The organism is Paraburkholderia sp. A1RI_3L, from assembly GCF_048957895.1.
In the GTDB taxonomy this organism is placed as follows: domain Bacteria; phylum Pseudomonadota; class Gammaproteobacteria; order Burkholderiales; family Burkholderiaceae; genus Paraburkholderia; species Paraburkholderia kururiensis.
On the sequence record NZ_JARCHA010000006.1, the window covers coordinates 13,312 to 27,336 of the forward strand.

Consider the following 14,025-nt stretch of genomic DNA (forward strand, 5'->3'; position numbering starts at 1 on the left):
TCCCTTTCCCTTTCGCGAGGTATCCGATGAATTTCGACTACACCCCCAAGGTTCAGGCGTTGCGCGAAAAGCTGCTCGCGTTCTTCGACGAGCACATCTACCCGAACGAGTCGGTCTTTCTGGCCGAGGTCGCGCGCAATCGCGCGAACGGCAACGCGTGGGTGCCCACCGAAATCGTCGAAAAGCTCAAGGAAACGGCGCGCGCGGCGGGCCTGTGGAACCTGTTCCTGCCCGGCTCGGAGCGCGGCGCCGGGCTCACGAATCTCGAATACGCGCCGCTGTGCGAGATCATGGGACGCGTGCCCTGGGCGCCCGAGGTCTTCAACTGCAACGCGCCCGACACGGGCAACATGGAAACGATCGAACGCTACGGCACCGAGAGCCAGAAGCGGCAATGGCTCGACCCGCTGCTCGACGGCCAGATTCGCTCGGCCTTTCTCATGACGGAGCCCGAGGTCGCTTCATCGGATGCCACCAACATCCAGACGCGCATCGAACGCGACGGCGACCACTACGTGATCAACGGTCACAAGTGGTGGTCGTCGGGTGCAGGCGATCCGCGCTGCGCCGTTTATATCGTGATGGGCAAGACCGATCCCGACGCACCGCGGCACCGCCAGCAGTCGATGATCCTCGTGCCCGCCGACGCCACCGGCATCACCGTGCATCGCCCGCTCACCGTGTTCGGCTACGACGACGCACCGCACGGCCACATGGACATCACGCTCGAGAACGTGCGTGTGCCCGCGACGAACCTGCTGCTCGGCGAAGGACGCGGTTTCGAAATCGCACAGGGACGCCTCGGGCCGGGCCGCATTCACCACTGCATGCGGCTCGTCGGGCTCGCCGAACGTGCGCTCGAATTGATGACGAAGCGCGCGCTGCAGCGCGTCGCGTTCGGCAAACCCATCGCGTCGCAAACCGTGACGCAGGAGCGTATTGCCGAAGCGCGCTGCCTCATCGAGCAGGCGCGGCTGCTCACGCTCAAGACCGCCTACATGATGGATACCGTCGGCAACAAGGGCGCACGCGGCGAGATCGCCATGATCAAGGTGGTCGCACCCAACATGGCCTGTCAGGTGATCGACTGGGCGATGCAGGTGCACGGCGCGGCGGGCATGAGCGACGACTTCCCGCTGGCTTATGCATACACGTCGGCACGCACGCTGCGCTTTGCCGATGGTCCCGACGAGGTGCATCGCAACGCCATCGCGAAGCTCGAACTCGCGCGCTACATGGATGCGGACGCGGCCTCGCGCGTCGAGATGCCGGTTACTCGTACCTGAGCCGTACCTGAGCCGCACCTGAGTCGCCCCGGAGCCACATCTGCCCCGCACATCCGCCGCAGCGTGCGGGCGCACAGGATGGCGCCCTGCACCGTCGCGCGATCTATGCTCTAATTTTTGCCTGTTCCGGCGCCGCACCAGAAAGACGCGGCGCCACTTTCAAGCACGAAAGGAGCCACGATGATCGACGTCTACAGCTGGGCGACACCCAACGGCCACAAGGTCCACATCATGCTGGAGGAGACCGGGCTCGCGTACCGCGTGCACCCCATCGATATCGGCGCAGGCGATCAGTTCAAGCCCGAGTTTCTCGCCATCAGCCCGAACAACAAGATTCCCGCGATCGTCGATTCCGAAGGCCCGAAGCGCGCCGACGGCCAGCCTTTTTCGCTGTTCGAATCCGGCGCGATCCTGATCTATCTCGCCGAGAAAAGCGGCCGCTTCCTGCCTACCGATCCGGCAGAACGGTATGCAACGTTTCAGTGGCTCATGTTCCAGATGGGCGGGCTCGGCCCGATGCTCGGCCAGGCGCATCACTTCCGCATTTATGCGCCACAGCAGATCGATTACGCGATCACGCGCTACACGAATGAAGCGAAGCGCCTCTACGGTGTGATGAACACGCAGCTCGCCAAAACCGCGTATCTCGCGGGACACAAGTACACGATTGCCGACATCGCCGCGTTCCCGTGGACGCGCTCGTGGCAAAACCAGGGCATCGATCTCGATGCCTTCCCGCATGTGAAGCGCTGGCACGAAGAAATCGCCGCACGGCCCGCGGTGCAGCGCGGCGTGGAGGTGCTCGCCGCCGCGCGCCAGCCGCTCATCGACGAGAAGGCCAAGGAAGTGCTGTTCGGCGCGACGCAGTACGCGAAGCACTGACGCACTGAATCTCGCGAAAGACGTGGACGTTACCGGGGGCCGCCGCTCGATGGCGGCCCCCGGATGCTCAGAAGTAGTGGCGCGTGATGAATTCCGCGATGCACACAGGCCGCTCGCTTCCTTCACGTTCGAGCGTCACCTTCCAGATGACCTGCACGCCGTTGCCGTCCACGTCGGTGACCTCGGCCACAGCGAAATGTGCGCGCACCCTGGCGCCAACGGGCAACGGCGATGTGAAGCGCACGCGATTGAGCCCGTAGTTGAGACCCATGCGCTGACGTAGCGCGACCGTCCGTTCCAGCAGCGCGGGGATGAGCGAGAGCGTGAGGAACCCGTGCGCGATCGGCCCGCCGAACGGCGACTCGCGCCGCGCCCGTTCCGGGTCGACATGTATCCACTGATGGTCGCCTGTTGCGGCTGCAAAGCGGTCCACCCGCGCCTGATCGACCTCGATCCACTCGCTGACGAGTGCCGGCGCACCCACGAGTGCACGCAGCGCGTCTGCATCGATCTGCGGGGCGACCTCGCTCATGCTGCCGCCCCGCTCGCGCCCGGATGACGCAGACCGAAGATGCCCTTCGAACGTACGATGATGGCGGTCTCACCGTTCTGGTTGATGCCTTCCCACTGCATCGAGACGATGCCGCGATCCGGCCGGCTCGCCAGCACGCGTTTATCGAGCACGGAGACTTTCATCGTGATGGTGTCGCCGACCGCGACGGGCCTGAGCCAGCGAATCTCGTCCACGCCGGGCGAGCCCATCGAAGTGGATCCCGCCAGCGTGCTGCGCACGAAGAGCCCCATCATCACCGAGCACGTATGCCAGCCGCTCGCGATCAGCTTGCCGTAGGGCGACGTTTTCGCTGCCTCGTCGTCCACATGGAAGGGCTGGGGATCGAACCGCTGCGCAAACTCCACGATCTCGGCATGCCCGAACGTGTGCGAACCGATTTCGGCCGCCGTGCCCGCTTCTATATCCTCGTAGCTCAATCCCATCGCTTGATCCTCGTTGGCAAACGTCTTTTGTTGATGTTCACGCGTCGCAGGCGGTGAAGCCAGGTAACGCCGTAAAGCGCGCCAGGTGATGGTCGACGTCACCGAGCGTCGTTTCGATGATCGCGAGCCGCTTGAACAGATGCGCCGCGCCCACTTCGTTGGTGACGCCCATCCCGCCGTGCAGCTGGACCGCCTGCTGTCCCACGAAGCGCGCGGCCTGCCCGACCCGCACCTTCGCCGCGCTTATCGCGCGGCGCCGCTCGTCGGTGTCCGCGCTCGTGTAGCGCGCCGCGGCCAGATAAGTGAGCGAGCGCGCCTGTTCCGTGTGGATCAGCATCTCGACCATCCTGTGCTGCAGTGCCTGAAAACGGGCAATGGGCACGCCGAACTGCTGGCGCGTCTTCGTGTACTCGACGGTAGCATGGTTGAGCGCGTCGAGCGCACCGATTGCCTCTGCGCAGAGCAGAACGATGCCGTAGTCGGCGATGCGTTCGAGCGTTGCGGCACCCACTTCATGCGAGCCATCCGCAGCGAGCCGGCGTGCCGGTGTGGCTTCTAAAAGGAGCGTTGCAGCGCGCTGGCCGTCGATGGTGCGGTAGTCCGTAGCGGTCGCGCCCGCTGCATCGCGTCCCACGACGAAGAGTGCCAGCTCGCCGGGCGCTTCGCCGCCCGCGAGCCGCGCCGGGACGATCCAGTAGTCCGCCTGCGCGCCGTGCTGCACCACCGACTTGCTGCCGCTCAGCACGAAGCCGCCATCGCGCGGTGTCGCGACCGCCTCGACCGCGAACAGGTCGTATCGCGCAGCAGGCTCATTAAACGCCACCGCGAGCTTGAGCTCGCCTGCCGCGGCACGTTCGAGCAGCGTCGCGTCTTCGCCATCGCCCGAACCGGCAAGCTTCAATGCCTCGATGCCCACCGCGGTTGCCCAGTAGGGCTCCACGACCAGCGCGCGGCCCAGTTCCTGCATGACGACGAGCATGTCGAACGGCGTGCCATCGAACCCGCCTTGCGCCTGCGGCACGGGCAACGCCGTGAGACCCAGTTCGACGAGCGCCTGCCAGTGGGTATCCGATACGCCGGCCTCGGAGCGCACAATCGCCTGACGCGCTTCGAAGCCGTATTGCCGGTCGAGATAGCGGCGCAGCGCGTCGGCGAATTGCTGTTGTTCGTCCGTGAAGGTGAAGTCCATGCGCTGCTCCTCAAAGGCCCAGAATCATCTGCGCGATGATGTTCTTCTGGATTTCGTTCGAGCCGCCGTAGATCGACGTCTTGCGGAAGTTGAAGTAGTAGGCGGCGAGCGGCGCCGCGTCGTCGTCGCCGGCGATGCTGTGTTCGCGTTCGCCTTCGAGGAACGGCACGTCGAACGGCGCGGCGAGCGGACCAGCGGCTTCGAACATCAGTTCGGTGAGCGCCTGCTGGACCTCGGTGCCTTTGATCTTCAGCATCGATGCTTCAGGCCCCGGTCCACGTCCGCCGGTTTCGCTGCTCACCACGCGCTGCACCGTGACTTCGAGCGCCATGAGTTCGATCTCGAGCGCCGCCACCTTCGCGGCGAATAGCGGATCATGCAGCAGCGGCTTGCCGTTCTTTTGCTGCGCGAATGCGAAGCGCTTCAGAAAGAGCAGTTCGCGTTTCGACTGGCCCACGCGCGCAATGCCGGTGCGCTCGTGCCCGAGCAGATACTTCGCGTACGTCCAGCCGCGATTCTCCTCACCGACCAGATTTTCGACCGGCACCTTCACGTCTTCGAAGAACACCTCGTTGACTTCGTGATCTTCGTCGAGCGTGATGATGGGACGAACCGTGATGCCTGGCGTCTTCATGTCGATCAGCAGGAACGAGATGCCTTCCTGCTTTTTCGCGGACGAGTCGGTGCGCACGAGGCAGAACATCATGTCGGCGTGCTGGCCGAGCGTAGTCCAGGTCTTCTGCCCGTTCACAACATAGTGGTCACCGTGGCGTTCGGCGCGTGTTCGCAGCGAAGCCAGATCGGACCCCGAACCGGGTTCGGAGTAGCCCTGGCACCACCAGTCGGTGCCATCGAGAATACGCGGCAGGTAGTGGCGTTTCTGCGCCTCGCTGCCGTACTTCATGAGGACGGGCGCAACCATCGACACGCCGAAAGGCAGCACCATCGGCGCGCCGGCCCGCGCGCACTCCTCCTCCCAGATATGGCGTTGTGTTGCGTTCCAGCCGGGTCCGCCGTATTCGACGGGCCATGCGGGCGCGGACCAACCGCGCGCGCCGAGCAGCTTGTGCCAGCGCGCGAAGTCGTCGCGATTCAGACGTTTGTGATTGAGGACTTTGTCGCGCAGCGACGAAGGCAGATTCGCTTCGAGCCAGGCGCGAATGTCGGCGCGAAAGGCGCCGTCGGCGGCGGAATAATCGAGGTCCATGCGCAGTGTCTCCTTGCCGCAGCGAGCGCCGCCGCAAGGAAGACGCCGCGTTACTGCAACGGCTCCTTCAACGCGGCCGGGATCGGCAGCGGCATCACGTCGATGCCTTCTTCGACGAGCGCGCGTGCATCCTCAGGCGTCGTGACCCCGCGAATATTGCGTGCGGGCGCCTCGTTGTAGTGGATGCGCCGGGCTTCCTCGGCGAAGCGGTCGCCCACGTTCTCGGTCTTGTCGAGGACCTCGCGCAGCGCGCGCATGACCCGCGCCTGCAGTTCGTTTATGTCCGGTGTGCCTTGCTGCGCCGGCTCGGCCGCTCCCGAAAGATTCAGGCGCGGCGCGGACGGCAGGCGGCTCACTTCGGTGGCACCGCAAATCGGACATTCAACGAGCTTGCGAGACAGCTGCGATTCGAAGTCGTCTGCCGAGGCAAACCAGCCTTCGAAGCGATGGCCGCCCGGGCATTGTAGATCGAGGACCTTCATGTGGAATCGGGGCTTACGTGCGAGTTTAGCGCAATTCGCTGTTTTATGAACGATCGTTCGCAAAACGGCGCTTAGTGTTCGCGGTGTGGCGGCGACGCGCTACCGCGCGGCACGGGACGTTCTCTCGTGCCGGCAAAAAATCGGCCTGTTTATGAATGACGCATGACGTGTCCGGCGATTGTAGCGCCTCGGGCCGCGTGCTGCCGAGGTAGTCAAAAGCCGGTGCCTGAGGTCTACGCGACGCGTCAACACCGACGATGATTCACCGTGGAGATAGCGGTCTTTCCGCAGCCTCCATCTGCCGCAACGGAACGCGACGCTTACGCGTCGCCGCCAGTCTCCGCCGGCCCGAGCGGCCAGGCACCCGAGAGCACCTTTTCGAGCCAGAACGTGCCGATGATCGTCTTCACGTCCGTGATCTTGCCCGTGCGCACCCACTCCGAGAGATCGGGCACAGTCGCCGTGAAAAGCTCGAGAAATTCGCCGTCGTCCAGATTGCGCTCGCCCGCGGTGAGTCCGCGTGCCAGATAGATGTCGATGAACTCGGTGGAGTACGAAATGATCGGGTGGATACGCGTGACGTAGATGTATTCGCGCGCCGTATAGCCCGTTTCCTCGCGCAGTTCGCGCTTTGCGCACGCAAGCGCGCCTTCGTTCGGATCGAGCTTGCCGGCCGGGTACTCGTACATCACCTTACCGATCGGGTAGCGGTACTGGCTTTCCATCAGCACGCGGCCGTCGTCGAACAGCGGAATCACCATGACCGCGCCCGGATGCTGCACGTATTCGCGCGTGGCGTGCTTGCCGTCCGGCAATTCCACCGTATCGCACTTGAGCGTGAGGAACTTGCCGTTGTGGATCGTGGTGCTTTCAACGCATCGCTCGTAGAGCGCGTCGTCGTGATCGGGGAGTTCGGCGGCCATATGCAAACCCTCTGTGCAACGCTGGAAGACCGAGGCGCGATGGCTCGCGCCGTCAGTGCCGTTTGACGAGATACTGCCAGGCGAAGCCTGGAAAGGCGAAGACGATGAAGAGACTGAACGTGATCGCGTAGAACTGCCAGCCCTGGTCGAAGCGATTGCCTGCGCGCGATTCGAGCATGAAACCGAGTGCGCCGACCACGAAATAGAGCACGATCAATTCGCCGATCCGCCACCAGGCGCTCTTCTTCGTCGCCCTGAGTGGGACCACGCAGAAGAGGCGCTGATTCAGAAAAGGCAGGTTGGCGCCCGCGAGCGCCAACAACACGATAAACCAGCCCGCTGCGGACATCAGAGCGAGAGCGTGTGCGAGATGGCCTGCAGGCAACCGGTCATCAGCGGCCCCGGCACGAGGCCGAGCACCAGCACGGCGAGGCCATTGAGCGCGAGCAGCGCGCGGTTGCACATGCCCGACTGGATCGGCGTGGTGTCCTGCGGCGCGTCGAAGTACATGAGCTTGACGATACGCAGGTAGTAGAACGCGCCGAACAGCGACGTGATCACGGCCAGCACCGCAAGCCACGTGAGACCGGCATTCACCGTGGCCTCGAGCACGGCAAGCTTCGCGTAGAAGCCGACCGTCGGCGGGATGCCGGCGAGCGAGAACATCATCACCATCATGACGAACGCGAACACCGGGCTGCGCTGATTGAGACCCTTGAAGTCGTCGATCGTGTCGGCTTCGAAGTCGCGGCGCGCGAGCAGCATCACCATGCCGAATGTGCCCAGCGTCGTGATCAGGTAGACGATGCTGTAGAACATGGCCGAACCGTAGGCGCCGGCCGCCCCGCTCGCCTTGCCGTCCACGATGCCGGAGAGCAGCCCCAGCAGCACGAAGCCCATGTTCGAGATCGCCGAGTACGCGAGCATGCGCTTCACGTTACGCTGCACGATACCCGTGATGTTGCCGACGATCAGCGAGAGCGCGGCGAGAATCACCAGCATTTCCTGCCAGTCGACTGCGAGCGGCAACAGACCCATCACGAGGAAGCGCAGAGCCCACGCGAATGCGGCCACCTTGGGGCCGCCGCCCGTGAGCAGCGTCATCGCCGTGGGGGCGCCTTGATACACATCGGGTACCCACATGTGGAACGGCACCGCGCCCATCTTGAACGCCACACCGGCCACGACGAAGATCACGCCGAAGAGCAGCACGACGTCGTTGATGCGGCCCGAAGCAATGGCCTTCACCACATCGTTGAGGTCGAGCGAGCCCGTTGCGCCGTACAGCATCGAAATGCCGTAGAGCAGGAAGCCCGAAGCCAGCGCGCCCAGCACGTAGTACTTCATCGCCGCTTCGTTCGACGTCGAGGCGCTGCGGCGCAGGGCGATCACGGCGTAGAGCGACAGCGACATCAGTTCCAGACCGAGGTACAGCGTCAGGAAGTTGTTGCCGGAGATCATCACCAGCTGACCGAGCAGCGAGAACATGCCGAGCAGGAAGAAGTCGCCGCGGAACAGGTCGCGCTCTTCCAGATAACGACGCGAGTAGACGATCGACACGGCGAAGCCCAGCGTCACGACAGCCTTCATCGCACTGGCGAACGCGTCCACCACGTACATGTGCGAGAAGAAATAATAGACGTTGTTGTCGGCCGCGTTCACCGCGAACCAGATGCCGGCCACGAGGCTCGACAGCAAGGCGATGAAGTAGGTCGTGCGCCGGCCGCTGTCGCCGACGAACGTGTCGTTCAGCCACGCGACGATGACGGCGACCATCAGCAGCGCGTCGGGCAACAGAACGGTCATAGGTGCGTTTTGCATGATGTCTTAGATCCTCCGCTCTGTATTACTGCGACAACGGCAGCTTCGACTGCGCCACGTGGGAGAGGAGGTTATCCACGGAGACGTGCATCACATCGGTAAAGGGCTTCGGATAGATGCCCATATACAGCGTCAGCAGCGCGAGGATAGCCAGCATGAAGTACTCGCGGCGGTTCACGTCCTTGAGTTCCTTCACGTGATCGTTGGCCACGGCGCCGAAGTAGACGCGCTTGTACATCCACAGCGTGTAGGCCGCGCCGAGAATCAGCGTGAACGCTGCGCCGAACGCAATCCAGAAATTGAACTGGACAGCGGCCAGAATCACCATGAATTCGCCCACGAAACCCGAGGTACCCGGCAAGCCGCAGTTGGCCATCGAGAACAGCATGGCGAGCGCCGCAAACTTCGGCATCGTGTTCACGACGCCACCGTAGTCCGCGATCTGACGCGAGTGCACGCGGTCGTAGAGCACGCCGATGCACAGGAACATGGCGCCCGACACGAAGCCGTGCGAGATCATCTGCACGATCGCGCCTTCCACACCCAGTTGGCTGAAGATGAAGAAGCCGAGCGTGACGAAGCCCATGTGCGCGATCGACGAATACGCGACCAGTTTCTTCATGTCGGCCTGCACCATCGCCACGAGGCCGATGTAGATCACCGCGATCAGCGAAAGCGTGATGATGACCGGCGCGAGGAAGTGGCTCGCGTCCGGCGTGACCGGCAGCGAAAAACGCAGGAAACCGTACGCACCGAGCTTCAGCATGATCGCCGCCAGCACGACCGAGCCGCCCGTGGGCGCTTCCACGTGGGCGTCAGGCAACCACGTGTGCACCGGCCACATCGGCACCTTCACGGCGAAGGCAAGGAAGAAGGCAATGAAGAGCAGGATCTGCGGCGTCATCGCGATCTTCGCGGCCTGCCACGAGGCGAGGTCGAACGTGCCCGTCTGCGTGTACAGGTACAGCAGCGCGACCAGCATCAGGAGCGAGCCGGCCAGCGTGTACAGGAAGAACTTGAACGCGGCATAAACGCGGTTCGGGCCGCCCCACACGCCGATGATGATGTACATCGGAATCAGGGTGGCTTCGAAGAACACGTAGAACAGCATGCCGTCCTGCGCGCTGAACACGCCCACCATGATGCCGGAGAGGATCAGGAAGGCCGCCAGGTACTGCGAGACGTTCTTCGTGATCACTTCCCATCCGGCGATCACGACGATCACCGTAATCAGCGCGGTCAGCACCACAAACCACATCGAGATGCCGTCCACGCCCAGGTGGTACGAAATGTTGAAGCGTTCGATCCAGGTGGACTGCTCGACGAACTGCATCGCCGCCGTGCTGGCGTCGAACTGCGTGAACAGCGGAATCGTGACGATGAAGCTCAGGATCGACCCCACGAGCGCGATCCATCGCGCCGGCCCCGGATTCTTGTCGGACCCGATCGCCAGGATGACGAGCCCGAAAACAATCGGCATCCAGATGGCGATACTGAGAAGCGGATAAGTATGCATTCGTGTCCCTCGCCTTATTTGCCGCTAAGCGTTACAAACAGGGTCAGGAGCCCCAACATGCCGATAATCATGGCAAACGCGTAGTGATAGATGTAGCCGGATTGGAGGAAACGGATCACGCTCGCAAACCAGCCGATAAAACGCGCGCTCCCGTTGACGAGACCGTCGATGACCACGACGTCGCCCTCTTTCCAGAGTCCGCGGCCAATCGCCACCGCACCCCGCGCGAACACGACTTCGTTGATCTTGTCCATGTAGTACTTGTTGTCCAGCAGCGTGTAGATCGGGCCGAACTTGCTGCGAATCACCGCCGGCAGATCAGGACGCTTCAGGTACAGGAACCAGGCCACCACCACGCCGGCCAGCGCGAGCCACATGGGCAGCCCCGTCACCGCGTGCAGACCCAGATCCAGCCAGCCGTGGAATTCTTCGGCCATCTCGGCCAGCGCCGGGTGGCTCGACGAAATTTCGATCACCTTGTCGAACGCCACGCCGTGCTGGAAGAAGTCGCCGTACAGCATCGGGCCAATCGCAATCGCGCCGATCACCACCGACGGAATCGCCAGCAGCACGAGCGGCAGCCACACCACCCACGGCGTTTCGTGCGGCACGTGAACGTGGTGCTCATGCTCGTGGCCGTGCGCGGACGACTCAGCGCCATGGCCATTGCCGTAGTCCTTCGGATGGCGGAAACGCTCCTCGCCGTGGAACACCATGAAATACATCCGGAACGAGTACAGCGCCGTCACGAACACGCTCGCCGTCACGGCGAAGTAGGCGAAGCCCGAGCCCGGCAGATGCGAGAGCTTGACCGCGTCGATGATCGAATCTTTCGAGTAGAAGCCCGAGAAGAACGGCGTACCGATCAGCGCGAGCGAGCCGATTAGCGACGTGATCCACGTGATCGGCATGTACTTGCGCAGGCCGCCCATGTTGCGCATGTCCTGATCGTGGTGCATGCCGATGATCACGGAACCGGCGCCGAGGAACAGCAGCGCCTTGAAGAACGCGTGGGTCATGAGGTGGAACACGCCGACCGGGTAGGCCGACACGCCCAGCGCGACCGTCATGTAGCCGAGCTGCGAGAGCGTGGAGTACGCCACCACACGCTTGATGTCGTTCTGCACGATGCCGAGGAAGCCCATGAAGAGCGCCGTAATGGCACCGATCACGGTGATGAACGAGAGCGCCGCATCGGAGAGTTCGAAGAGCGGCGACATGCGCGTCACCATGAAGATGCCGGCCGTCACCATGGTCGCCGCGTGAATCAGCGCGGAGATAGGCGTCGGGCCTTCCATTGAGTCCGGCAGCCAGACGTGCAGCGGGAACTGCGCCGACTTACCCATCGCGCCGATGAAGAGGCAGATACAGGCGACGGTCAGGAGGCCCCAGTGCGTGCCCGGGAACGCGAGTGCGGCCAGTTCGTTGCGCTTCGCGAACACGTCGCCGTAATTGAGCGAACCGGCGAACGCGAGCAGCAGGCCGATGCCGAGCAGGAAGCCGAAGTCACCCACGCGGTTCACGAGGAACGCCTTCATGTTCGCGTAGATCGCGCTTTCACGCGTGAAGTAGAAGCCGATCAGCAGGTACGACACAAGACCCACCGCTTCCCAGCCGAAGAACAGCTGCAGGAAGTTGTTGCTCATGACGAGCATCAGCATCGAGAACGTGAACAGCGAGATGTACGAGAAGAAGCGCTGGTAGCCGTCTTCTTCCGCCATGTAGCCGATGGTGTAGATGTGCACCATCAGCGACACGAAGGTCACCACGCACATCATCATCGCCGTGAGCGAATCGACGAGGAAGCCGATCTCGAACTTCAGGCCATGCACCGACATCCACTCGTAGATCGTCGCGTTGAAGCTTGCGCCGTTCAGTACGTCGAGGAACACGATGGCCGAAAGCACGAACGAGATCGCGACGCCGAGAATCGTGACCGTGTGGGCACCCGCCCGCCCCACTGTCTTGCCGAACAGACCCGCGATCAGCGACCCGACAAGCGGCGCGAGCGGGATGGCCAGCAGCAGGTTTTCATTGAGTGTCGTGGACATAACAGCCTTGCCTGAAATTAACCTTTGAGCTGATCGAGGTCCTCGACGTTGATCGTGTCGAGGCTACGGAACAGGGTCACCAGAATGGCGAGACCGATCGCCGCCTCCGCTGCTGCCACTGTCAGCACGAAGAACACGAAGATCTGGCCATGCACGTCGCCGAGGTAATGCGAGAACGCGACGAAATTGGTGTTCACCGCCAGCAGCATCAGCTCGATCGCCATCAGGATGATGATGATGTTGCGACGGTTCAGGAAAATGCCGACGACAGCGATCGCGAACAGGATCGCGCCGAGCACGAGGTAATGGGCAAGGGTCAACATGTTTTTCTCCTCCTCGCTCAGTTGTTGCTGCCGGGCGCAGTTTCTCCCGCAACCGGTTCGGGTGCGGCCTTCTCGGCCGGCATCTTCACAAGGCGCACGCGGTCTTCACGCCGCACGTGCACCTGCTCCGACACCACCTGACGCTTGCGGGTCTTGAGATGGCGCGCGGTCAGCGCGATCGCGGCAATGATCGCCACGAGCAGCACGAGGCCCGCCACTTCGAATGCGAAGATGTATTCCGAGTAAATGATCCGGCCGATCAGGCGCGTATTCGGCATGGAGCCGAGTGCGGCGGCCGCAGCCGTATCGCGCACCGGCGTGGTCGTGGCGCCGTAGCCGTGCCAGAGGATCAGCGCGGTCTCGATCACGATGATCGCGCCTACCACGGTCGCCATCGGCACGAAGCGCCGGAAGTCGCGCCGCAGTACGTCGAGATTGATGTCGAGCATCATCACGACGAACAGGAACAGCACCATCACCGCGCCCACGTAGACGAGCACCAGCAGGATGGCGAGGAATTCGGCCTCGAGCAGCATCCAGATCGCGGCCGCGTTGAAGAACGCGAGCACGAGGAACAGCGCGGAGGACACCGGGTTGCGCGAGGTGATCACCTTCAGCCCTGACACCGTCAGGAGCAGCGCGAAGATGTAGAACAGTACGGTCGTGAATTCCATGATTACCGGTTCATCGTTAGGCCATCGTGAGGCTTGTTGTCGTCGGACGCGCGGCACGGGCTGGCACAGGGGCACCGCGCCGCGGCGGTCGGGCTGAGGCTTCGCGCGTGAGCTACACCGCGCGGGCCCTGCAGCCGGCCCGGACCGCGGGCCGATCGAGCATCAAACTGAAATCAACGGTACGGCGCGTCCGCTGCCTTGTTCGCGGCGATCTGCGCTTCATAGCGATCGCCCACGGCCAGCAGCATGTCTTTCGTGAAATACAGATCGCCGCGCTTCTCGCCGTGATATTCGAGAATGTGCGTCTCGACGATCGAATCGACGGGGCAGCTCTCTTCGCAGAAGCCACAGAAAATGCACTTGGTCAGGTCGATGTCGTAGCGCGTCGTGCGGCGCGTGTTGTCCGCGCGCGTTTCAGACTCGATCGTGATGGCGAGCGCCGGGCACACCGCTTCGCACAGCTTGCACGCGATGCAGCGCTCTTCGCCGTTCTCGTAGCGGCGCAGTGCGTGCAGCCCGCGAAAGCGCGGCGAAATAGGCGTCTTTTCCTCGGGGAACTGCACCGTGAACTTGCGTCGGAACGTGTAACGTCCCGTCAGCGCGAGGCCCTTGAGCAGCTCGGTGAGAAAGAAGGTCTTGAAGAAGTTTTGGATTGCGGTCATGGGTTCATCCGCC

At 63.1% G+C, this 14,025-nt stretch carries 15 protein-coding genes; 2 read left to right on the forward strand and 13 right to left on the reverse strand.

What is annotated here, in order from left to right:
* Positions 1 to 26: 26 nt before the first annotated feature.
* A complete protein-coding gene (locus PXJ20_RS17415) occupies positions 27 to 1,286 on the forward strand; it encodes an acyl-CoA dehydrogenase family protein (RefSeq protein WP_421030611.1) in 1,260 nt (419 codons plus the stop codon).
* 180 nt (positions 1,287 to 1,466) lie between these two features.
* The gene (locus PXJ20_RS17420; RefSeq protein ID WP_017774426.1) at positions 1,467 to 2,168 is read left to right on the forward strand and encodes a glutathione binding-like protein; all 702 of its coding nucleotides are present in this window, start codon (positions 1,467 to 1,469) and stop codon (positions 2,166 to 2,168) included.
* Between the two features lie 67 nt (positions 2,169 to 2,235).
* On the opposite strand, the gene PXJ20_RS17425 is transcribed toward PXJ20_RS17420, so the two are convergent.
* The 13 genes from PXJ20_RS17425 to nuoI form a co-directional block, all read right to left on the reverse strand.
* Positions 2,236 to 2,700: a MaoC family dehydratase gene (locus PXJ20_RS17425; RefSeq protein WP_421030610.1), complete on the reverse strand. Its 465-nt coding sequence runs from the start codon at positions 2,698 to 2,700 to the stop codon at positions 2,236 to 2,238.
* Positions 2,697 to 3,164, reverse strand: coding sequence for a MaoC family dehydratase (locus tag PXJ20_RS17430; RefSeq protein WP_421030609.1), 468 nt, complete (start codon positions 3,162 to 3,164; stop codon positions 2,697 to 2,699). Before PXJ20_RS17430 ends, PXJ20_RS17425 begins: the two co-directional genes overlap by 4 nt.
* A 37-nt stretch (positions 3,165 to 3,201) precedes the next feature.
* Complete coding sequence (locus PXJ20_RS17435) at positions 3,202 to 4,353, reverse strand: acyl-CoA dehydrogenase family protein (protein WP_421030608.1); 1,152 nt, start codon at positions 4,351 to 4,353, stop codon at positions 3,202 to 3,204.
* Positions 4,354 to 4,363: 10 nt separating this feature from the next.
* Positions 4,364 to 5,560, reverse strand: coding sequence for an acyl-CoA dehydrogenase family protein (locus tag PXJ20_RS17440; RefSeq protein ID WP_421030607.1), 1,197 nt, complete (start codon positions 5,558 to 5,560; stop codon positions 4,364 to 4,366).
* A 50-nt stretch (positions 5,561 to 5,610) separates the two neighbouring features.
* Entirely contained in the window at positions 5,611 to 6,042 is a 432-nt protein-coding gene (locus PXJ20_RS17445) for a DUF1178 family protein (RefSeq protein WP_413213850.1), read from the reverse strand.
* Positions 6,043 to 6,362: 320 nt separating this feature from the next.
* Positions 6,363 to 6,965: an NUDIX domain-containing protein gene (locus PXJ20_RS17450; RefSeq protein WP_277597621.1), complete on the reverse strand. Its 603-nt coding sequence runs from the start codon at positions 6,963 to 6,965 to the stop codon at positions 6,363 to 6,365.
* Positions 6,966 to 7,017: 52 nt separating this feature from the next.
* On the reverse strand, positions 7,018 to 7,314 hold the full coding sequence (locus tag PXJ20_RS17455) for a DUF2818 family protein (protein ID WP_017774419.1): 297 nt from the start codon (positions 7,312 to 7,314) through the stop codon (positions 7,018 to 7,020).
* A complete protein-coding gene (gene nuoN / locus PXJ20_RS17460; protein ID WP_126878515.1) occupies positions 7,314 to 8,786 on the reverse strand; it encodes an NADH-quinone oxidoreductase subunit NuoN in 1,473 nt (490 codons plus the stop codon). Before nuoN ends, PXJ20_RS17455 begins: the two co-directional genes overlap by 1 nt.
* A gap of 25 nt (positions 8,787 to 8,811) precedes the next feature.
* Positions 8,812 to 10,302, reverse strand: a complete 1,491-nt coding sequence (locus PXJ20_RS17465; RefSeq protein ID WP_017774417.1) for an NADH-quinone oxidoreductase subunit M — start codon at positions 10,300 to 10,302, stop codon at positions 8,812 to 8,814.
* Between the two features lie 14 nt (positions 10,303 to 10,316).
* Positions 10,317 to 12,353 (reverse strand): NADH-quinone oxidoreductase subunit L, encoded by a 2,037-nt coding sequence (gene nuoL, locus PXJ20_RS17470; RefSeq protein WP_017774416.1) that lies wholly within the window; start codon positions 12,351 to 12,353, stop codon positions 10,317 to 10,319.
* Between the two features lie 17 nt (positions 12,354 to 12,370).
* Positions 12,371 to 12,676, reverse strand: a complete 306-nt coding sequence (gene nuoK, locus PXJ20_RS17475) for an NADH-quinone oxidoreductase subunit NuoK (RefSeq protein ID WP_017774415.1) — start codon at positions 12,674 to 12,676, stop codon at positions 12,371 to 12,373.
* Between the two features lie 17 nt (positions 12,677 to 12,693).
* Positions 12,694 to 13,350 (reverse strand): NADH-quinone oxidoreductase subunit J, encoded by a 657-nt coding sequence (locus PXJ20_RS17480; RefSeq protein ID WP_421030606.1) that lies wholly within the window; start codon positions 13,348 to 13,350, stop codon positions 12,694 to 12,696.
* A 173-nt stretch (positions 13,351 to 13,523) separates the two neighbouring features.
* Positions 13,524 to 14,012, reverse strand: coding sequence for an NADH-quinone oxidoreductase subunit NuoI (gene nuoI / locus PXJ20_RS17485; RefSeq protein ID WP_017774413.1), 489 nt, complete (start codon positions 14,010 to 14,012; stop codon positions 13,524 to 13,526).
* Between the last annotated feature and the right edge of the window lie 13 nt (positions 14,013 to 14,025).